We start from the raw sequence: 20,389 nt of genomic DNA on the forward strand, positions 1-20,389 counted from the left end.
GCTCACCTCCAAGAACCCGGGATGTGGGGAAAACAGTGCGAGGGAACTTGTAAATCCATACAGCGGCCAGCAGGTTCATACCCACACAGCGCTAGTGATCATAACTATCCGTACGCGCGCATCGAATGGCGCACAGCCGCACAAGGGGGCGCATGGCCAATATGGTCGGGGCATGACGACCGAGCCTGACTCCTTCCCCCGACGGCACGCCCGCACCCAGCGGTTCACGCTCGGCGCGCCGCGTTCGTTCACCGTGGCTCCCGACGGTTCCCGTGTCGTGTTCCTGCGCTCGCCCTCCGGCACGGACCGGGCGAACGCCCTGTGGGTGCTCGATCTGGCGGACTCCGCCGAGCGCCTGGCGGCCGACCCGCGCGCCCTGCTGGGCGGGGCGGCGGAAGACCTCTCGCCCGAGGAGCGGGCGCGCCGCGAACGCAGCCGTGAGGGCGGCGCCGGCATCGTCGGCTATGCCACCGACACGGCTGTGGAGTTGGCCTCTTTCGCCTTGTCAGGGCGGCTTTTCGCGGCGGAGCTGCGGGCCGGCACGGCACGCGAACTCCCCGTCCGCGCACCGGTGATCGACCCGCGCCCGTCCCCCGACGGGCGGCACATCGCCTACGTCGCGCAGGGCGCCCTGCGGGTGATCGGCGCCGAGGGCGAGGGGGACCGGGCGCTCGCGGAACCTGACGGGGAGTCGGTTTCCTACGGTCTGGCCGAGTTCATCGCGGCCGAGGAAATGGCACGTTCGCGAGGTTTCTGGTGGGCGCCGGACTCCGACCGGCTGCTGGTGGCGCGCGTGGACGACACGCCGGTGCGGCGGTGGTGGATCTCCGATCCGGCCCAGCCGGAACGTGAGCCACACCACGTTCCGTATCCGGCGGCCGGGACGGAGAACGCGGACGTACGGCTGTTCGTGATCGGCCTGGACGGGACGCGCACGGAGGTCGTCTGGGACCGGGCGCGGTATCCGTATCTGGCGCGAGTGCACTGGTCAGCGGCGGGTGCGCCACTGCTGCTCGTACAGGCGCGCGACCAGCGCAGTCAGCTGTATCTGGCCGTCGATCCGGACACCGGGGGCACCCGGATGGTGCACGCCGACGAAGATCCGATTTGGCTGGATCTTTTCCCTGGGGTGCCGTGCTGGTCCCCCTCGGGGCAGCTGGTGCGGATCGCCGACGAGGGCGGCGCGCGGGTGCTGGCGGTGGGTGAACGCCCGCTGACCGGGCCGCAGTTGCATGTGCGTGCGGTGCTCGACGTATCGGACGACGACGTGCTGGTGTCGGCCTCGGCGGGCGAGGAGGCGGCCGCGCCGGAAATCGGCGAGGTGCATGTCTACCGCGTCAATGAACTCGGCCTGGAGCGCGTGTCCCAGGAGCCCGGCGTGCACTCGGCGGTACGCGCAGGGAAGGTGACCGTCCTCGTGACGGCGACGCTCGACCGGCCTGGGGCCCGGGTGCAGGTGCTGCACGACGGCAAGCCGGTGGCGAGCATCCCGTCGTACGCCGAGGATCCCGGTATGTCCCCGCGGGTGACCCTCACCGAGGGGGGCGCACGGCGGATTCCGTGCGCCGTGCTTATGCCGCGTGACTACCCCGGTGACACTCCCCTGCCGGTCCTGCTGGATCCCTACGGCGGTCCGCACGGCCAGCGGGTGGTCGCCGCGCACAACCCGTATCTCACCTCGCAGTGGTTCGCCGACCAGGGATTCGCGGTCGTCGTCGCCGACGGACGGGGCACCCCGGGCCGTTCCCCCGCCTGGGAGAAGGCGGTCCGCGACGACATGGCGTCGGTGGTCCTCCAGGACCAGGTGGACGCGCTCCAGGCCCTCGCCGCCGACTTCCCGCTCGATCTGACCCGGGTCGCGATCCGCGGCTGGTCCTTCGGCGGCTACCTGGCCGGGCTCGCGGTGCTGCGCCGACCGGACGTCTTCCACGCCGGGATCGTGGGCGCGCCGGTCACCGATCTGCGGCTCTACGACACCCACTACCAGGAGCGCTACCTCGGCCACCCGGACGAACAGCCGGAGGTCTACCGGCGCAACTCGCTGGTCGACGACGCGGGCCTGGTGGACGCCGTGGAGCCGGCCCGGCCGATGATGATCGTCCACGGTCTGGCGGACGACAACGTGGTCGTGGCCCACTCGCTGCGCCTGTCCACCGCCCTCCTGGCCGCCGGCCGCCCGCACGAGTTCCTGCCGCTCTCGGGCGTCACGCACATGACCCCGCAGGAAACGGTCGCGGAGAACCTGCTGCTGCTCCAGCTCGACTTCCTGAAGCGGTCGCTGGGGCTGGCGTAGGGACAGCAACAGGCCGGGGCGACATGGCGCGCCCCGGCCTGTTTACGGCACCCGCACGGCCGTACGTTGTAGAGACTGACGCGTCCGTATATCGGAACCGGGTCGGCGGAGTTGCCTGTGTGTTACCGCGTCTCCTCACCGCGTCTCCTCGGGCGGCACGACCTGCTTCTCCTCCGCGAAGAGGCAGGCCGAGTCGTGCGCCGCAGGCCCCGTGGTCAGCCGGAACTCCGCGGGGACCGCCAGCGCCGGGACCTCCAGGGCACAGCGTTCCCGGGCCTTGAAGCAGCGGGTGCGGAAGCGGCAGCCGGACGGGATGTTCGTCGGGGAGGGCACGTCACCGGCGAGGATGATCCGCTCGCGGTGCTCACGGGCCTCCGGGTCGGGCACGGGGACGGCGGAGAGCAGGGCCTGGGTGTAGGGGTGCGTGGGGTGGTCGTAGATCTCCTCGTCCGTGCCGATCTCCATGATCCGCCCGAGGTACATCACCCCGACCCGGTCGGAGATGTGCCGGACGATGGACAGGTCGTGCGCGATGAAGATGTACGACAGGTCGAACTCGTTCTGCAGCCGCTCCATCAGGTTGATGACCTGGGCCTGGACGGACACGTCCAGCGCGGAGACCGGTTCGTCGGCGACGATGATCTCCGGGCGCAGCGCCAACCCCCGTGCGATGCCGATGCGTTGGCGCTGCCCGCCGGAGAACTGGTGCGGGTAGCGGTTGATGTACTCGGGGTTGAGGCCGACGACCTCCAGCAGCTCCTGGACCCTGCGACCCCGGTCGCCCTTCGGCGCCACCTCGGGGTGGATCTCGTACGGCTCCCCGATGATGTCGCCCACCGTCATCCGGGGGTTGAGGGAGGTGTACGGGTCCTGGAACACCATCTGGATGTTGCGCCGTACGGCCTTCAGCGCCTTGCCGGTCAGCTGGGTGATGTCCTCGCCCTTGTACCGGATCACCCCGGCCGTCGGCTTCTCCAGGTTCACCAGCATCCTGGCGACCGTCGACTTGCCGCAGCCGGACTCCCCGACGATGCCGAGGGTCTCGCCGCGGTGCAGCGTGAAGTCGACGCCGTCGACGGCCTTCACCGAGCCGACCTGCTTCTTGAAGAGGACGCCCGTGGTGAGCGGGTAGTGCTTGACGAGTCCGCGCACTTCGAGGATCGGCTCAGCCATGGAGGCACTCCCTCCAGAAGTGGCAGGCACTCCCCCGCTCCTCGGACACCTCGTACAGCGGGGGTACGTCCGTCCGGCACACGTCCCGGGCCATCGGGCAGCGCGGGTGGAAGGCGCAGCCCGGCGGGATGTTCAGCAGGCTCGGCGGCAGGCCCTTGATGGCGTAGAGCTCCTGGCCCTTCTGGTCCAGCCGCGGGATGGAGTCCAGCAGGCCCCGCGTGTACGGGTGGGCGGGCGCCTTGTAGATGTCGTGCACCGGCGACGACTCCACGATCCGGCCCGCGTACATCACGGCGATCCGGTCGGCGACGTCGGCGACCACGCCGAGGTCGTGGGTGATCAGGATCAGCCCCATGTTCAGCTCGCGCCGCAGCTCCGCGAGCAGCTCCATGACCTGGGCCTGGACGGTGACGTCGAGGGCGGTGGTGGGTTCGTCGGCGATGATCAGGGCGGGTTCCAGGGCGAGCGCCATCGCGATCATGATGCGCTGGCGCATCCCGCCGGAGAACTGGTGCGGGTACTGCCTCACCCGCTCCTTGGCGCCCGGGATGCGCACCCGGTCCATCAGCTCGACGGCCCTGGCCCGGGCGTCCTTCTTCGACATCCCCCGGTGGACGACGAACATCTCGCCGAGCTGGTCGCCCACGGTCAGCACGGGGTTCAGCGCGGACAACGCGTCCTGGAAGATCATCGCCATCTCGGCGCCCCGGACCTTCCGTCGCTCCTCCTCCTTCAGCTTGAGCAGGTCCCTGCCCTGGAAGAGGACCTCGCCGCCGGTGATCCGCCCCGGCGGCATGTCGAGGATGCCCATCACGGCCTGCGCGGTGACGGACTTGCCGGAACCGGACTCGCCGAGCACGGCGAGCGTCTCGCCCGCGTCCACGCTGTAGGTGACGCCGTTGACGGCCTTGGCGATCCCGTCCCGGGTGCGGAACTCCACGTGCAGGTCACGGACGTCGAGCAGCATGACGGCACCTCACCTCAGCCGGGGGTCGAGGGCGTCGCGCACCGCGTCGCCGAGCATGATGAACGCCAGCACGGTGACCGCGAGCGCCCCGGAGGGCCAGAGCAGGGCGTGCGGGGCGTTGCGGATGTAGGGCGAGGCGGCGGAGATGTCGATGCCCCAGGAGACGCTGGGCGGCTTCAGACCGACGCCGAGGTACGACAGGGTGGCCTCCAGCGCGATGTACGTGCCGAGCGCGATGGTGGCCACGACGATCACCGGCGCGACGGCGTTGGGCGCGATGTGCCGCAGCAGCAGACGGGAGTTGGAGGCGCCGAGGGCGCGGGCCGCCTGGACGTAGTCGTTCTGCTTGGCGGTGATGACCGCGCCGCGGGCGATCCGGGAGATCTGCGGCCAGCCGAGCAGCACCATGAACCCGATGACCGGCCAGATGGTGCTGCTGGTCACCACCGACAGCAGGACCAGGCCGCCGAGGACGACCGGGATCGCGAAGAAGATGTCGGTGATCCGGGACAGGATCGAGTCCCATACGCCGCCGAAGAACCCGGCGAGCCCCCCGAGCACGCTGCCGAGCACGGCGACGCCGAGCGTGGCGCAGACGCCGACCGCGACGGACGTACGGGCGCCGTAGACCGTGCGCGTGTAGACGTCGCAGCCCTGGCCGTCGTACCCGAAGGGTGCACCTGGCTGGGAGCCCTCCTGGGCCTTGGCGAGGTCGCAGCGCAGCGGGCTGCCGGAGGCGATCGCCGACGGCCACAGGGAGATGAAGATCAGGAAGAGGATCACCAGGGCGGAGACCAGGAAGACCGGGTTGCGGCGCAGGTCGTGCCAGGCGTCGGACCACAGGGAGCGGGGCTTTCCGGTCGGGGCGCCGCCGTCCGGGCCGCCCGGCGCGCGCTCCAGCGTCTCCGCCTCGCTCGCGGCGAGGTCCATCGCACCGCCCATGCCCGTGCCGGCGATGGCGCGCGCGGGTTCCCTGGGGTCAGACATAGCGGATCCTCGGGTCGAGTACGGCGTACAGCAGGTCGACGAGGAGGTTGGCGAGCAGGAAGACCAGGACGAGCACGGTCACGAAGCCGACGACGGTCTGGGTGTTCTGGCGGAGGATGCCCTGGTAGAGCTGGTAGCCGACGCCGTGGATGTTGAAGATGCGCTCGGTGACGATGGCGCCGCCCATCAGGGCGCCGATGTCGGTGCCGATGAAGGTGACCACGGGGATGAGGGAGTTGCGCATCAGGTGGCGGGTGATGACCCGGCGCCTGGGCAGGCCCTTGGCGACGGCTGTGCGGACGTAGTCGGAGCGGCGGTTCTCCGCGATGGAGGTACGGGTCAGGCGGGTGACGTAGGCCAGGGAGACGGAGGCCAGGACCAGGCCCGGCAGGATCAGCTCGTCGAAGCGGGCCTCGGAGGACACCGACGGCCGGACCCAGCCCCACTCGACGCCGAGCAGGAGTTGCAGGAGCAGGCCGGTGACGAAGGTGGGGACGGAGATGACCACCAGCGTGACCAGCAGGACGGTGGTGTCGACGGGGCGGCCGCGGCGCAGTCCGGTGAGCACGCCAAGGGTGATGCCGATGACGATCTCGAAGACGATCGCGACGACGGTCAGCCGGATGGTGACGGGGAAGGCGCTGCCCATCAGCTCGGTGACCGGCTGGCCGTTGAAGGCGGTGCCGAAGTCGCCGGTGAAGACGTTGCCCATGTAGGTCAGGTATTGCTCCCAGACCGGCTTGTCGAGGCCGAACTCCTTCCTGAGCTGGGCGGCCGTCGCCGGGTCGCACTCCCGCTCACCGCACAGGCCGGCGATGGGGTCGCCCATCACATTGACCATGAGGAAGATCAACAGGGTGGCCCCGACGAAGACCGGGATCATCTGCAGCAGCCGCCGGACGACGTACCGTCCCATGGCGCCGCCTCAGCTGACCTTGATCTCGTTGTAGACGGGGACGCTGAACGGGTTGAGCCGGACGTCGGACAGCCGCTCCGAGTAGCCGGCGCTGCCGTTCTGGTACCAGAGCGGGATGGCGGCCATGTTGTCCCGGACGACCTCCTCGGCCTGCTGGAAGGTCGCCACGGCCTTGGCGGTGTCGGTCTCGGCGTTGGCCCGGTCGACCAGGTCGTCGAACTCCTTGTTGCTCCACTTGCCGTCGTTGGAGGAGGCGTTGGTGTAGTAGAGCGGCTGGAGGAAGTTCTGGATCAGCGGGTAGTCCATCTGCCAGCCGGCGCGGAACGGGCCGGTCATCTCGCGGTCGGTGATCTGGCCGCGGAAGTCGGCGAAGGTGCCGACGGGGTTGCTGACGCAGGCGCGGTCGTTGTCGAGGGCGTTGTTGATGGAGTTGCAGACGGCGTCCACCCACTGCTTGTGCGAGCCGGTGTCGGCGTTGAACGTGATCCTCACCTGGCCGCCGGGCAGCCCGCCGCCCTCCTCGATGAGCTTCCTGGCCTCGGCGGCGTCGTACTCGCACCACTCACCGCACAGCCCCGCCTTGTAGCCGCCGTCCTCGCCGAGGACCGGTGAGGTCCAGTCGGTGGCCGGGGTGCGGGTCCGGTGGAAGATGGTCTCTGTGATCTGCTCGCGGTCGATCGCCCGGGACAGGCCCTTGCGGACCTTGTCCATGCCGGGCTTGTTCCAGTTCTTGTCGTAGTAGGGGAAGGCGAGGGTCTGGAGGATGCCGGCCGGGGTGTTGAGGTAGCGGTCGCCGAGGTCCTGCTTGACGTTCTTCAGCTGGGCGGCGGGGACGTCGTCCACGAGGTCGAGGTTGCCGGCCATGAGGTCGGTGTAGGCGGTGTTGTTGTCGGTGTAGACCTTCAGGTCCACGCCGCCGTTCTGCGCCTTGTCGGGGCCGGGGTAGCCGTCCCAGGCGCGCAGCGACATCTGGGAGCCCTTGACGTACGAGTCGACGGCGTACGGGCCGTTGCCGACGGGCCTGGCCAGCCAGGCGTCGTGGTCGTCGAAGAAGGCCCGGGGCAGCGGGGCGAAGGCGGCGTAGCCGAGGGTGTCGGGGAAGCTGGAGAACTTCTGGCTCAGCTTCACGGTGAAGGTGCGCTCGCCGGTGACCTTCAGGCCGGACAGGGTCTCGGCGCTCTGTGCGCCGCCGCCCTCGGGGTGCACCTTGTCGTAGCCGTCGATGTAGCCGAAGAAGTAGGCGTTGCGCTGGTTGTTCCGCAGGCTCGCGCCGTAGTTCCAGGCGTCGACGAAGGAGCGGGCGGTGACCTTCTCGCCGTTGCTGAAGGTCCAGCCGTCCTTGACGGTGATGGTGAAGTTCCGCGAGTCGGTCGTCTCGATGCTCTCGGCGAGCATGTCCTCGGCCTTGCCGGTCTCAGGGTCGTACTTCTTCAGACCGCGGAAGATCATGTCGAGGACCTTGCCGCCCTGCACCTCGTTGGTGTTGGCCGGCTCCAGCGGGTTCTGCGGGTCGCCCCAGGAGGAGCTGAGCACCGCGCCGGTATCACCGGTGCCGCCGCCTCCGCCGCAGCCGGTGCCCAGGAGGGCGAGCGCCGCCGCACACGCGGCCCATCGGGCGTGCCGTGTTCCACGCATGGGGTGCCTCCTCGGGATGCGCTGCCGCCGGCGCCGGGGCGCTGACCCTGTCGACTGTCGGCCACTGTCCTGACCCGCTATCAGCCAATATCCGCGCATACGGTGCGTAACGCACCTGGTGGCGGCTCTTCGGGCTACCGGCCGCAGGCGGCATCCGTTCCCCGACGTAAATCCCGGATTCCTGTACTGATCGGCCGTACAGCAGGCACACTGCCCGGATGGTTGATCGTTCCTTCGGTGACGCCTTACTCGCCGAGCTGTATGAAGCCCTCAATCCATGGGGGCCGGGTGACGACTTCTACCTCGACCTGGTGATGTCCGCCGACTCCGTGCTCGACGTGGGCTGCGGTACCGGGCGGCTGCTGCGGCGGGCCCGGCAGGCCGGGCACTCGGGGCGGCTGACCGGGCTCGACCCGGCCGCGGCCATGCTCGTGCAGGGCCGGCGCGGGACCCGCGAGGTGGAGTGGGTGCTCGGGGACCTGCGCTGCACGGCGTGGCGGGAGGAGTTCGACCTGGTCGTGATGACCGGGCACGCCTTTCAGGAGCTGCTCGGCGACGAGGACCTGCGGCTTTCGCTCGCCGCGGTGCGCGAGTGCCTGCGGCCGGACGGGGAGTTCGTGTTCGACACCCGCAATCCGGGCGCCCGCGCCTGGGAGTCGTGGACCCCGGAGCGGATCCACGAGGTGCGCGGGCCGGACGGGGACGTGGTGCGGGTGTGGCACGAGGCGCTGACGCCGGTCCGGGGCGAGCGGGTGGCGTTCACCGAGACATTCGACGGTCCGCGCTGGGACGTGCCGCAGGTCAGCCACAGCACGATCAGGTTCCTCGACGTGGACGCGCTGGACGGGTTCCTCGCCGGGGCGGGTCTCGTCGTGGGGCAGCGGTACGGGGACTGGGGGCGGGGGCCGTTCACGGGCGCGAGCCCGGAGATCATCAGCGTCGTACGGCGTTCGGCCCAGGGCCCGTAAGCCCGGACAGCCCGCAGCCCCCGGGAACCGCAAGACACGCGTCCCGGGGGCCTCAAGGGCGGGCTCAGTGCTTGTCCTGGGCCTTCTCCAGCGCCTTCAGCGCCGGGTCCAGGACGACGTCCTCGTCGCGGGCCTCCGTGGTCGGCTCCTCCGGGAAGTGGCAGGCCGTCAGGTGGCCGTCGCGGTTGCCGGAGATCTGCACCAGCGGCGGCTCCTCGGTGGCGCACTTGTCCTGCGCCTTCCAGCAGCGGGTGCGGAAGCGGCAGCCGGACGGGGGGTGGATCGGCGAGGGGACGTCGCCGGAGAGGCGGATCCGCTCGCGCTCCTCGGTCTCGTCGTCCATGGCCACCTCGGGCACGGCCGACAGCAGGGCGTGGGTGTAGGGGTGCCGGGGCCGGTTGTAGATCGAGTCCCGGTCGCCGACCTCGACCACCTTGCCGAGGTACATCACCGCGACGCGCTGCGAGAAGTGCCGTACGACGGCCAGGTCGTGGGCGATGAACAGGAAGGCGATGCCCAGCTCGTCCTGCACCTTCTGCAGCAGGTTGACCACCTGCGCCTGGATCGACACGTCGAGCGCGGAGACCGGCTCGTCGGCGACGATCAGCTTCGGGTTCAGCGCGAGGGCCCGCGCCACGCCGATGCGCTGGCGCTGGCCGCCGGAGAACTCGTGCGGGAAGCGGTTGTAGTGCTCCGGGTTGAGGCCGACCAGCTCCAGCAGCTCACGGACCTTCTTCTCCCGGCCGCCCTCGGGGTTGATCCCGTTGACCTCCATCGGCGACTTGATGATGGTGCCGACGGTTTGCCGCGGGTTCAGCGAGGAGTACGGGTCCTGGAAGATCATCTGGATCTCGGACCGCACCGGCGCCAGCTGGCGGCGCGAGGCGTGCGTGATGTCCCGCCCGGCGTACGTGATCTGCCCGCTCGTGGGCTCCAGCAGCCGGGTGACGAGGCGGCCGGTGGTCGACTTGCCGCAGCCGGACTCGCCGACCAGGCCGACGCTCTCGCCGACGCCGACGGTCAGGTCGACCCCGTCGACCGCCTGCACGGCGCCGACCTTGCGTTTGATCGGGAAACCGCCGTAGATCGGGAAGTGTTTCGTCAGGCCCTTGACCTCCAGGAGGGTCTCGGACCCGGTTCCGGTGGCGGCCTGCTGTGCGGGGAGGGTGAGGTTGTCGCTCATGATCTCGGTTCTCCCTAGCGCAGCCGGGGCTGGATCTCGTCGATGAAGATGGTCTGCTTCTGCTCGGCCGTGAGGTGGCACGCGGAGGCACGGCCCTCGCCCAGCGGTGGCCGTACGTTGGTGCAGAGGCTGCCCGACACCTTGTCCGTGAAGGCGCACCGCGGGTGGAAGGGGCAGCCCGACGGCGGGTTGAGCAGGGAGGGCGGGGTGCCCGGGATCGGCGTCAGCTCCGCGTGGATGTCGCCGTCCAGACGCGGCATGGAGCTGAGCAGGCCCCAGGTGTACGGGTGCTTCGGGGTGCGCAGCACCTCCTTGACGCTGCCGCGCTCCACGGCCCGGCCGGCGTACATCACCAGCAGGTCGTCGGCCATGTTGGAGATGACACCGAGGTCGTGGGTGATGAAGATGATCGCGGAGCCGAACTCCTGCTGGAGGTCCTTGAGCAGGTCCAGGATCTGCGCCTGCACGGTCACGTCGAGCGCGGTGGTCGGCTCGTCGGCGATCAGCAGGTCGGGGTCGCACATCAGGGCCATGGCGATCATCGCGCGCTGGCGCATACCGCCGGAGAACTGGTGCGGGTAGTCGTCGAAGCGCACCTTGGGCTGCGGGATGCCGACCTTCTCCAGCATCTGGATCGCGCGGTCCTTGGCCTCCTTCTTGGAGGCGCCGGTGTGCTTCATGTACGGCTCGGACAGCTGGCGGCCCACCGTGTAGTACGGGGAGAGGGCGGTCAGCGGGTCCTGGAAGATCATCGCCATCTTGTTGCCGCGGAGCTTCTCCAGCTCCTTCTCGGTGGCGGTGACGAGTTCCTTGCCGTCGAGGACGATCTCGCCGTCGATGGTGGTGGACCGCGGGTTGTGCAGGCCCAGGATCGTCAGGTTGGTGACGGACTTGCCGGAGCCGGACTCGCCGACGATGCCCAGGGTCTTACCGCGTTCGACGTCGAAGGAGAGGCCGTCGACGGCCTTGACGATGCCGTCCTCGGTGGAGAACTGCACCCGCAGGTCACGGACCGAGAGGAAGCTCTCGGGCCCGGTCGGGGCCGGGGCGTCCTCGGTCTTGGTCAGTGTGGTCACGGTGGTTCGTTCTTCCTTAGGAGAGCCGGACGCGGGGGTCGATCCAGGCGTACACGATGTCGACGAGGATGTTCAGGAGCAGGATGAAGAAGGCGCCGAACAGCATGACGCCCATCGTCAACGGGAGGTCCTTGGTGGTCGCCCCCTGTACCGCAAGGCGGCCGATGCCCTGGAGCGAGAACGTGATCTCGGTGACCACACCGCCGCCGAGCAGGGCGCTGAGGTCGATGCCGAGAACGGTGACGATGGGGATGAGCGAACCGCGCCAGGCGTAGCGGAAGAAGACGTACTTCTTCGGCATGCCCTTGGCGCGGGCCGTGCGGACATGCTCCTCGGCGAGTTGCTCGATGAGGGAGGCGCGCGCCATACGCGTGTACTGGGCGGTGAAGATGGTGGCCATCACGGCCATGGGGATCCACAGGCCGGCGAGCCAGCCGAACGGATCCTCCGTGAACGGCACGTACTTGGGGTCCTCCACCCAGCCGGTGCTGTAGACGAAGATCAGCAGCACGATCGGGCCGAGGAAGTAGATCTGCATCGAGCTGAGCACCATGGACGCACCGGTGGCGGCCTTGTCGATCGCGGAGCCGCGCCGGTAGGCGGAGATCATTCCCGCGCCGATGCCGACGGTCAGGAAGACGATCATGGCGCCGGCGGTCAGCGAGAGAGTCAGCGGGAAGCGGTCCATGATCGTGTCGAAGACCATGTCGCCCGAGTAGAACGACTGGCCGAGGCACGGGGCGGCGCAGTGGCCGTCCGGGAAGTCGCGGCCGGTCACGATGCCGGACATGAAGTCCCAGAACTGCTGGGCGATCGGCAGGTTGAGGCCGAGCGCCTCACGGATGTCCTCCAGTCTCGCGGGCGAGCAGTCCCTGCCACAGGCCAGAGAGGCGTAGTCGGATGGCGCCGCGACAAACAGGAAGAAGGTTGCGGCGCCGATGAGAAACAGGGTGACGATGGCACCGACAGTGCGCCGGATGATGAACTGAAGCATGGCGGGAAGGCTGCTCTCTGCGGAGACGGTGGGAGGTTTGCGCGGAACCGCGGGGGTGCGCTCCGCCTGGTGCACACCCCCGCGATCAGCCGTAGAGAGTTACGACTTCAGGAACAGTCGGGTGACGTCGATGTAGCTGGACTCGGTGCTGTAGCGGGCACCGCCGATGTTCGAGCCGTAGAGCTGGAGCTGCTTGGTGTACCACAGCGGAGCGGCCGGGTTGACCTTCTCCAGGATGTAGTGGTGCGCCTCGATCCAGGTCTTCGCCGCCTCGGTCGGCTCCTGGGTCAGGGCCTTCTTGATCAGCTCCTGGACCTTCGGGTCGTTGATGTGCGAGTAGTTCGGCGAGCCCTCGGCGATCTGGTCACCGTCGTACACCGGCGTGACGACCGTGGCCGGGGACGGCCAGTCCTGGCCCCAGCCCGAGATGTAGATGTCGTACGGGTTGTCGACCTTGCCGATGTTCTCGTAGTAGCTCGCGGCGTCGACCTCCTTGGAGACGATGTCGAAGCCGACCTTGGTCAGCGCGTCCTCGACGGCGACCTTGCGCTTCTGGCCCTGCTCGCTGTTCGAGTAGGCGAAGACGAGCTTCTTCTCGGCGGCCGGGACGTCCTTCAGGAGCTTCTCGGCCTCCGCGATGTTGCCCTGCGGCGTCTTCAGACGGCCGTACGGGTCGTAGCTGGCCTCGTAGCCCGGCAGGGTCGGGGCGAACAGGTTCGGGGCCACGTCGCCACCGTAGGCGCCACCCTCACCGGCGATCAGCGACTTGGAGTTCACCGCGTAGGTGATGGCGTCGCGGACGGCCTTGTTCTTGACCCGGTCCAGGTTGAAGTTCAGCACCTGGACGTAGGGCTGGTAGCCCTTGATCGTGCGCTTGTTGACGGCGGCGTCCCCGACGACGTCCTGGACCTGGGTGGACTCGACGCTGCCCGTGAGCTGGATGGCGTTCTTGGAGTCGCCCTGGTCGGCGATCAGACGCTTGGTCTGGGTCGACTCGGTGATGCCGAACTGCATGTCGAAACCGTCGACGTACTGGTGCCGGACGGAGTCGGTCTTCGGGTCCCACTGGTCGTTCTTGACCAGCTTGAGGGTCTTGCCGATCTTGTACTCGGCGATCTTGTACGGGCCGGTGGCGACCGGAGCCTTGTCGTACTTCTCCTTCGTGTCGGTCTCCTCCGGAACGATGGAGTAGCCCGGCATGGCCAGCGTCTGCGGCAGGTCCGGACGCGCCGTGTCGAAGTGGAAGATGACCGTCTTGTCGTCCGGGGTCTCCAGGACCGAGTCCGGCAGGTGCTTGTCGCCGTAGCCGCCGTCCGGGAGCGCCTTGCGGTAGTCCGGGCCGCTCAGCCAGGTCTGGAGGTACGTCGGGCCGTCGAAGATGAACTTGGCGTACAGGCGCTCGACGGAGTGGCGGACGTCGGCGGAGGTGATCTCCTTGCCGTTCTGGTCCTTGATGCCGTCCTTGAGCGTGAACGTCCAGGTCTTGCCTCCGTCGGAGGACTTGCCGGAGTCGGTGGCGAGGTCACCCACGACGGAGACGCCGCCCTTGCCGTCCTCCTCGAAGTTCGTCAGCCCGCGGAAGAGCAGGTTGGCGACCTGGCCGGCGTCCGAGACGTAGATCTGGCCCGGGTCCAGGTGGGACAGGCCCGACTCCTGGTAGACGGTGATCGTGCCGCCGCTCTTGGCGCCGGGGACCTCCTCGGCCGGGCCGGTCGAGGCCGCGGCATCGGCGTAGGTGACCGCCTTCGACTGGGTCTTGGCCTCCTCCTGGTCCTTCTTGGAGTCCTTGTTGGAGCTTGTGCCCGTGTTCTCGGAGCATCCGGTGAGCGCGAGGGAGCCGGCCGCGAGGGCGACGACTATGGCGCGCGCTCTGCGCGAGGTGAACGACTTCATAGCGGTGTATGCACCTACCTGTCGGTTGTTATCCATGAGTACTGCCTGACGCGGCTGGTAGGCCGTCGCGGGGGCGGCAGTCACCCCCCACCAATGGACGATTACCGCCCGGACTTGGGGTCGAAGGCATCCCGTACGGAGTCGCCGAGGAGGTTGAAGCACAGGATGAAGATCACCAGCGCGACTCCGGGGAAGAACATGAACGCCGGGTTCTGCTCGGCGTACTTGGCGCCGGCGGCGAACAGTCGTCCCCAGTCCGGTGTCGGTTCGACGAAGCCGACACCGGCGAAGGAGAGGAACGCGATGGAGAGGATGGTGCTGGGCAGCTGGTACGTGAACTGGATCAGGATCGGCGAGACGATGTTCGGCAGGATCTCCTTGCGCACGATCCGCCCCGGAGATGCGCCGGCCACCTTGGCGGCCTCGACGAACTCCCGCTCGCGCAGCGACAGCACGGTGGAGCGGACGATACGCGCCATGCCCATCCAGCCCAGCAGCCACAGCACGATCAGGATCGCCAACGCGCGGAAGTACGTGGGGGTCTCCTCCCGCGGGTCCACGAAGAACGCGGTCACGACGGGCATGAAGGCGATGAAGAACAGCTGCTGCGGGAACGAGAGGAAGAAGTCGGTGACCCGGCCCAGCCAGTAGTCGGTACGGCCGCCGAAGTAGCCGCCGACCATGCCGATGATGATGCCGGTCAGCATCAGCAGCGTGGTCACGCCCAGCGCCATGAACAGCGAGGTGCGCATGCCGTACACCAGCATGGCGAACAGATCACGACCGTACTGCGGCTCCACACCGAACCAGTGGTCCGCGGAGACGCCGCCGAAGTAGCCGAGCGGCAGCCCGAAGTCGTCCAGCACGGGCCGGTCCGCGTACGTGGGGTCCTGGCCGTACAGGGTGTACGGGTTGGTGCCGCTGATCGAGGTGAGCAGCGGGGCGCACAGCGCGACGACGAAGTAGAAAATCACTACGCCGGCACAGAACATCCCGGTACGGTCGCGCTTGAAGCGCTGCCACATCAACTGCCCGGGGGAACGACCCTCAAGCTTCTTCGTTCCCTTGGTGACCTCGGAGGTCACCTCGAGCTCTGGGTCCAAGGCGACCGTGGACCCCGAGCCCTCGGCCTTGGTTGGACTGGTCATGTGTGTTCTTCCCCCGGGGGGTTGGAGAGCTGAGCGCAGCACAGATACCGGCAGGTTCTGTGGTTTGGGGGAACTTTCGCCAAGGGCATCAACGCGCGTCAAGGGCGGAAGGCACAGGGATCTCCCTACCGTCCATTTTTTGAGCAAAAATTGCAAAGATTGACACCTGCGCGCGCTTGACAGGTGAGACGTGAAATCGGCGAATCGGACATAGCGGGAGGGATTTTTGTTTACATGTCCGAAACTTGATCGCCGGAGCACCGATATGCGAACAGGGCTTCACGGCCTGCCGACAAGCGCCTGAACGGACGCAGCCCGAGGACCCGGCGCCCCTCCGTCGCGGGAGGGGGCCGGGTCCTGTCACAGGGCCCTTGAGAGGCCGTCAGCCGTGCTTGGCGCGGCTCGCGGCGCGGGCCCGCTCGCGGGCGTCCAGGTTCACCTTGCGGATGCGCACCGCCTCCGGGGTGACCTCCACGCACTCGTCGTCGCGGCAGAACTCCAGGGACTGCTCCAGCGACAGCTTGCGCGGCGGCACGATGGACTCGGTCACATCGGCCGTGGAGGAGCGCATGTTGGTGAGCTTCTTCTCCTTGGTGATGTTGACGTCCATGTCGTCGGAGCGGGAGTTCTCGCCGACGATCATGCCCTCGTACACCTCGGTGCCCGGCTCCACGAAGAGCACGCCGCGCTCCTGGAGGTTCGTCATCGCGAAGGCGGTGACGGCACCGGAGCGGTCCGCGACGAGCGAGCCGTTGTTACGGGTCTGCAGGGGGCCGAACCACGGCTCGAAGCCCTCGTGGATGGAGTGCCCGATGCCGGTGCCGCGGGTCTGGGTCAGGAACTCCGTCCGGAACCCGATGAGACCGCGCGACGGCACGACGAACTCCATCCGCACCCAACCCGACCCGTGGTTGGACATGTTGTCCATACGGCCCTTGCGCACACCCATGAGCTGGGTGACCGCGCCCATGTGCTCCTCGGGCACGTCGATGGTCATGCGCTCGACCGGCTCGTGGACCTTGCCGTCGACGTCCTTGGTGACCACCTGGGGCTTGCCGACGGTCAGCTCGTAGCCCTCGCGGCGCATGGTCTCGACGAGGATGGCCAGCGCCAGCTCGCCGCGGCCCTGCACCTCCCAGGCGTCCGGGCGCTCGGTGTCCAGCACGCGGAGGGAGACGTTGCCGATGAGCTCGCGGTCCAGGCGGTCCTTGACCTGACGGGCGGTCACCTTGCGGTCCTTCACGGCCGCCTTGTTGTCGGCGCCCTTGCCGGTGGCGCCGCGGCCGACCAGCGGGGAGGTGTTGGTGCCGATGACCATCGAGATGGCGGGCTCGTCGACCGTGATGAGCGGCAGCGCGACCGGGTTCTCGGTGTCGGCGAGGGTCTCGCCGATCATGATGTCCGGAATACCGGCGACGGCGCAGATGTCACCGGGGCCGGCCTTCTCGGCGGGGCCGCGGGTGAGGGCCTCGGTCATCAGCAGCTCGGAGATGCGGACGCTACTGACGCTGCCGTCGCGCTTCATCCAGGCGACCGTCTGGCCCTTGCGCAGCTCGCCCTGCTGGACGCGGAGCAGCGCGATACGGCCGAGGAAGTTGTCGGCGTCGAGGTTGGTGACGTGCGCCTGGAGCGGGGCGCCCTCGTCGTAGGTCGGGGCCGGGATGTGCTCCAGGATCGTCGAGAAGAACGGCTCCAGGCTGGTGGAGTCGGTCGGGACGGTCCCGTCCTCGGGCTTGGTGAGGGAGGCGATCCCGTCCCGCCCGCACGCGTAGACGATCGGGAACTCGATCTGGTCCTCGTCGGCGTCCAGGTCGAGGAAGAGGTCGTAGGTCTCGTTGACGACCTCGTCGATACGGGCGTCCGGGCGGTCCGTCTTGTTGATGCACAGGATGACGGGGAGCCGGGCCTGGAGCGCCTTGCGCAGCACGAACCGGGTCTGCGGGAGCGGCCCCTCGGAGGCGTCGACGAGCAGCACGACACCGTCGACCATGGACAGACCGCGCTCGACCTCGCCGCCGAAGTCGGCGTGGCCGGGGGTGTCGATGATGTTGATGGTGATCGGGTCCCCGCCGTCCTTCGGGTGGTACTTCACCGCAGTGTTCTTGGCGAGGATCGTGATGCCCTTCTCACGCTCCAGGTCGTTGGAGTCCATGACGCGGTCGTCGACCGACTCCAGCTGGTGCGCGGCGAAGGCACCGGCCTGCTTGAGCATGGCGTCGACGATGGTCGTCTTGCCGTGGTCGACGTGGGCGACGATGGCGACGTTACGGATGTCGTGGCGCGTGGCCATATTGCGGCGTACTCCCGGGATGGTGAGGACGGCTACGCGTAGGACTGTGTTACGCGCGCCCTGCCGGGCTTGACACGCCACGGCCTCACCCCATGGTACGGGGCTGCGGTGGGTGGGGCTTGCGGGGATGCGTTGGTGCAGGTGGGGGGCGTTATTGGGGGGCTGGGCAGATCGGCGTTTGCGGGTGCGGGGCGTTGGCGGTTGGGCGCCCGGCGTTGACAGGCACCCGGCGTCGGTGCCGTGCGGGGTCGGCCCCACAGCCCGGCGTTCACAGATACCCGGCGTCAGTGCCGGGGATCGGTCGCGCAGCCCGGCACTGCAGGGTGCCGCTGCGGCCACCCGTGCCGCCCCAGCGGCACGACTGCCCGCAGCTGGGGCGGCTACGACGGCAGCGCATAACTGGGGCGGCGCGACGGTGTCGGCAGCACGGCTGGGGCGGTGGGGTCGATTGGGCAGCTGGGGCCGCTGGGGCGGCGGAGGCTGGGCGCAGCTGCGACAGCGCGGCGACGAAGACAGGGGCGCGTCTGTGCCCGATCCTCCGCGGCGTCGGCGTGCGGCGCGCCAGCCCATGCCGCGGCGTCCGCCGCGCCCGAAGCCCCAGCTCAGCTCCGAGCCGCCTGTGTTGCCTTCCTGGTCTTCTTCAGGAAGCCCATGTCCTCGTACACCGGTGTCTCGAAGCCGAAGGAGCCGGTGTTGGCGAGGTTTTTGCGGGCGGCGGTGAGTTGGGGGCGCTGGTAGAGGGGGACCGAGCCGGCGGCGGCCCAGATGCGGGAGTCGGCCTTGCGGACGAGGTCGCGGGCCTCCTCCTCGTCCAGCGTGGCGATGGCCTGGTCGAAGAGCTGGTCGACCTGGTCCGTGCCGACCCGCGTGTAGTTCTGCTCGATGGTCAGGGAGCCGTCGGCGGCCGGTACCGGCTTGGCGTAGATCGGCCGGGCGTCGGTCGCGGGGAACGCCGACGCGGGCCAGGAGTACAGCGCGAGATCGTACTCACCGTTCGCGATGTGATCCTTGAAGTAGCTCGCGTCGGAGACCCTCGTCGTCTCCGTGAGGATCCCCACCCGCTGCAGCATGCGCGAGATCCGGTCCGCGACCCTGCGCAGCGTGTCGGACCCCGGCCCCGACGGCAGTACGAAACGCAGCGTGAGCGGCTTGCCGTCCTTGGCGAGCGGCCCGGCCGCGGCCCCCGGCGCAGCGGTGCCCTTGGGGGCGTACGCCCCCTGCGCCCCACCCCCCTGCCGGACGTGCTGCTTGCCGTCCTGCGCGAGGTGCGGCGGTTCCCCCTGGGGGTCACGATCACGCCCCTCGGGGTCCTCCCCCGCCTTCCCGTCCTCCCCCACGATGTACGTCCCGTCGTCCTCCCCCGCCGACTTCCCGGGCGATGGCGACGCCGACGCCGATGCCGACTCCCCCTCCGACCCCGCCGCCTTCTGCTCCTCCTTCTTCTTCGGCTCCTTCAGCGGCCCACCCCGCACCCACCCCGCGTCCGCGAGCAGCGCCTGCGCCTCCTTGGTGTCCTGGCCCCCGAGCGCCCCGCTGTTGTCGGTGTACGCGGCCTGCCCGGACAGCGCGAGGTGGCTGCCGACCGGCACCGCGGGCAGCCCCAGCGGCTTCAGGACGACCTCGGCCAGTTCCTCGCGGTCGAGGGCGCGGGCCACGGCCCGGCGGACCCGTTCGTCGGCGAGCGGACCGTCGGCGCCGTTGAGGGCGAGTTGGGTGAAGGCCGGTTCCAGTGACTTGCGGACCTCGTAGCGGGCCAGCGGACCCGCGTCCGCGGTGCCCGCCGCCTTCGAGCCCTGGAGCGGCGTAGCGGTCCCCTTCGGGCGCGAGGCGAGGTCGATGCGCTGGGCGGTGGCGGCGTCGATGTCGGCCAGGTCCACGGTCCCGGCGGCCAGCGCCTCGGCCCGCTTCTCGCGCGGTACGGCCACCAGCACGATCTTGGAGAGCTTGGCCGGCTCGCCCCACCAGCGCGTACTGCGGACGAGGGTGACCTCGTCCTTCTTCTTGTCGACCTGCTGCACGGTGAACGGCCCGGCGGTGACCTTGAGCTTGGTGCGCGCCCCGTCGTTGAAGGCGTCGGGCGTGCCCATGACCTCCTTCGGGTACAGCGGCGTGAACAGCGACTTCCAGTCGGCGTAGGGCCTGCTGAAGGTGACCTTGACCTCCAGGTTGCTCTTGCCCCGCTCGATCCGCTCGATGCGGTCGTACCCGGCGTTGCGCGCGGTCCAGTAGGCGCTGTCCTTCCCGGACAGGGCCCGCCACTGGGCGGCGAAGTCGGCCGCGCCGATCTCCCGGCCGTCGCTCCAGACGGCCTGCTGGTTGAGCTTGTACAGGACCACCTGCCGCGGCTCGGTGTCGACGACCTCGGCCGACTCCAGGTAGTCGGGGTTGATCTCCGGCCGCCCGCTGTCGTTCATCCGGTACATCGACGGCAGCACGGCCTGAGCGATCTTCGTGGTGGTCGCGTCGGCATCGGCCTGGAAGGCGTTGAGCGTCTCCGGTACGGAGTCCACGGCCCAGCGCAGAGTGCCCCCGTCGGCGACCTGCGCCCGGGCGGCCGGCGCGATGTCCTGTCCGGCCAGCGGCTTGCCGGCCTCGTCGTCCGAGCCACACCCGGCCAGGGCGGGCACCACGAGCACGCCCGCGGTGAGGAAGGCGATGGAGCGCATCACCGCGCGCAGGCCGACGCCGTCGTGTGACATCTCTGCTTACCTCCGGGAGCCGCGGGGGTTACGATCACTTTTGGCGGTATATGGAGCTGATCAGATGTTTTCGGCTTTATGCGGCCACTGAAGAGGAAAGGGTTCGGCAACACCGGGCGACACGGCGGCCACCGCCGGGAAGCCCACCCGTGCGGCGCAACGCACCA

14 protein-coding genes are annotated in these 20,389 nt (G+C 69.0%); 2 read left to right on the forward strand and 12 right to left on the reverse strand.

The window, feature by feature from the left end; all coding sequences use genetic code 11:
* The first annotated feature begins 172 nt into the window (after positions 1-172).
* Complete coding sequence (locus SSP24_RS33930) at positions 173-2,293, forward strand: S9 family peptidase (RefSeq protein ID WP_141313812.1); 2,121 nt, start codon at positions 173-175, stop codon at positions 2,291-2,293.
* Between the two features lie 135 nt (positions 2,294-2,428).
* On the opposite strand, the gene SSP24_RS33935 is transcribed toward SSP24_RS33930, so the two are convergent.
* From SSP24_RS33935 to SSP24_RS33955, 5 genes are read right to left on the reverse strand one after another with little or no spacing between them, the layout of a single operon-like run.
* On the reverse strand, positions 2,429-3,466 hold the full coding sequence (locus SSP24_RS33935; RefSeq protein ID WP_141313813.1) for an ABC transporter ATP-binding protein: 1,038 nt from the start codon (positions 3,464-3,466) through the stop codon (positions 2,429-2,431).
* Complete coding sequence (locus SSP24_RS33940) at positions 3,459-4,433, reverse strand: ABC transporter ATP-binding protein (RefSeq protein WP_141313814.1); 975 nt, start codon at positions 4,431-4,433, stop codon at positions 3,459-3,461. The genes SSP24_RS33935 and SSP24_RS33940 overlap by 8 nt, the downstream gene beginning before the upstream one ends.
* A 9-nt stretch (positions 4,434-4,442) precedes the next feature.
* Positions 4,443-5,420, reverse strand: a complete 978-nt coding sequence (locus tag SSP24_RS33945) for an ABC transporter permease (protein WP_141313815.1) — start codon at positions 5,418-5,420, stop codon at positions 4,443-4,445.
* A complete protein-coding gene (locus tag SSP24_RS33950; protein WP_141313816.1) occupies positions 5,413-6,336 on the reverse strand; it encodes an ABC transporter permease in 924 nt (307 codons plus the stop codon). Before SSP24_RS33950 ends, SSP24_RS33945 begins: the two co-directional genes overlap by 8 nt.
* Before the next feature lie 9 nt (positions 6,337-6,345).
* Positions 6,346-7,971 carry a peptide ABC transporter substrate-binding protein gene (locus SSP24_RS33955; RefSeq protein ID WP_141313817.1) on the reverse strand — a complete coding sequence of 542 codons (1,626 nt, stop codon included), beginning with the start codon at positions 7,969-7,971 and terminating at the stop codon, positions 6,346-6,348.
* Positions 7,972-8,189: 218 nt separating this feature from the next.
* Between SSP24_RS33955 and SSP24_RS33960 the strand changes: the two genes are divergently transcribed.
* On the forward strand, positions 8,190-8,939 hold the full coding sequence (locus SSP24_RS33960) for a class I SAM-dependent methyltransferase (protein ID WP_141313818.1): 750 nt from the start codon (positions 8,190-8,192) through the stop codon (positions 8,937-8,939).
* Between the two features lie 64 nt (positions 8,940-9,003).
* Here the strand turns inward: SSP24_RS33960 and SSP24_RS33965 are convergent, their stop codons facing one another.
* The 7 genes from SSP24_RS33965 to SSP24_RS33995 all read right to left on the reverse strand — a co-directional run bounded on the left by SSP24_RS33965 (position 9,004) and on the right by SSP24_RS33995 (position 20,222).
* Positions 9,004-10,122, reverse strand: a complete 1,119-nt coding sequence (locus tag SSP24_RS33965) for an ABC transporter ATP-binding protein (RefSeq protein WP_141313819.1) — start codon at positions 10,120-10,122, stop codon at positions 9,004-9,006.
* A 14-nt stretch (positions 10,123-10,136) separates the two neighbouring features.
* A complete protein-coding gene (locus tag SSP24_RS33970; RefSeq protein ID WP_141313820.1) occupies positions 10,137-11,198 on the reverse strand; it encodes an ABC transporter ATP-binding protein in 1,062 nt (353 codons plus the stop codon).
* Between the two features lie 16 nt (positions 11,199-11,214).
* Positions 11,215-12,192 carry an ABC transporter permease gene (locus SSP24_RS33975; RefSeq protein WP_141313821.1) on the reverse strand — a complete coding sequence of 326 codons (978 nt, stop codon included), beginning with the start codon at positions 12,190-12,192 and terminating at the stop codon, positions 11,215-11,217.
* A gap of 99 nt (positions 12,193-12,291) precedes the next feature.
* Entirely contained in the window at positions 12,292-14,085 is a 1,794-nt protein-coding gene (locus SSP24_RS33980) for an ABC transporter substrate-binding protein (RefSeq protein WP_141313822.1), read from the reverse strand.
* Between the two features lie 101 nt (positions 14,086-14,186).
* Complete coding sequence (locus SSP24_RS33985) at positions 14,187-15,233, reverse strand: ABC transporter permease (RefSeq protein ID WP_167529783.1); 1,047 nt, start codon at positions 15,231-15,233, stop codon at positions 14,187-14,189.
* A 382-nt stretch (positions 15,234-15,615) separates the two neighbouring features.
* A complete protein-coding gene (typA, locus tag SSP24_RS33990) occupies positions 15,616-17,523 on the reverse strand; it encodes a translational GTPase TypA (protein ID WP_141313823.1) in 1,908 nt (635 codons plus the stop codon).
* 602 nt (positions 17,524-18,125) lie between these two features.
* A complete protein-coding gene (locus SSP24_RS33995; protein WP_141313824.1) occupies positions 18,126-20,222 on the reverse strand; it encodes an ABC transporter family substrate-binding protein in 2,097 nt (698 codons plus the stop codon).
* Positions 20,223-20,389 lie beyond the last annotated feature (167 nt).

Origin of the sequence: Streptomyces spinoverrucosus (assembly GCF_006539505.1) — a bacterium.
GTDB classification, from domain to species: Bacteria; Actinomycetota; Actinomycetes; order Streptomycetales; family Streptomycetaceae; genus Streptomyces; species Streptomyces spinoverrucosus.

Coding starts and splice junctions, on each gene's coding strand:
- SSP24_RS33930 (WP_141313812.1), top strand. CDS start 173: ATGACGACCGAGCCTGACTCCTTCCCCCGACGGCACGCCCGCACCCAG.
- SSP24_RS33935 (WP_141313813.1), bottom strand. CDS start 3,466: ATGGCTGAGCCGATCCTCGAAGTGCGCGGACTCGTCAAGCACTACCCG.
- SSP24_RS33940 (WP_141313814.1), bottom strand. CDS start 4,433: ATGCTGCTCGACGTCCGTGACCTGCACGTGGAGTTCCGCACCCGGGAC.
- SSP24_RS33945 (WP_141313815.1), bottom strand. CDS start 5,420: ATGTCTGACCCCAGGGAACCCGCGCGCGCCATCGCCGGCACGGGCATG.
- SSP24_RS33950 (WP_141313816.1), bottom strand. CDS start 6,336: ATGGGACGGTACGTCGTCCGGCGGCTGCTGCAGATGATCCCGGTCTTC.
- SSP24_RS33955 (WP_141313817.1), bottom strand. CDS start 7,971: ATGCGTGGAACACGGCACGCCCGATGGGCCGCGTGTGCGGCGGCGCTC.
- SSP24_RS33960 (WP_141313818.1), top strand. CDS start 8,190: ATGGTTGATCGTTCCTTCGGTGACGCCTTACTCGCCGAGCTGTATGAA.
- SSP24_RS33965 (WP_141313819.1), bottom strand. CDS start 10,122: ATGAGCGACAACCTCACCCTCCCCGCACAGCAGGCCGCCACCGGAACC.
- SSP24_RS33975 (WP_141313821.1), bottom strand. CDS start 12,192: ATGCTTCAGTTCATCATCCGGCGCACTGTCGGTGCCATCGTCACCCTG.
- SSP24_RS33980 (WP_141313822.1), bottom strand. CDS start 14,085: ATGAAGTCGTTCACCTCGCGCAGAGCGCGCGCCATAGTCGTCGCCCTC.
- SSP24_RS33985 (WP_167529783.1), bottom strand. CDS start 15,233: ATGACCAGTCCAACCAAGGCCGAGGGCTCGGGGTCCACGGTCGCCTTG.
- typA (WP_141313823.1), bottom strand. CDS start 17,523: ATGGCCACGCGCCACGACATCCGTAACGTCGCCATCGTCGCCCACGTC.
- SSP24_RS33995 (WP_141313824.1), bottom strand. CDS start 20,222: ATGTCACACGACGGCGTCGGCCTGCGCGCGGTGATGCGCTCCATCGCC.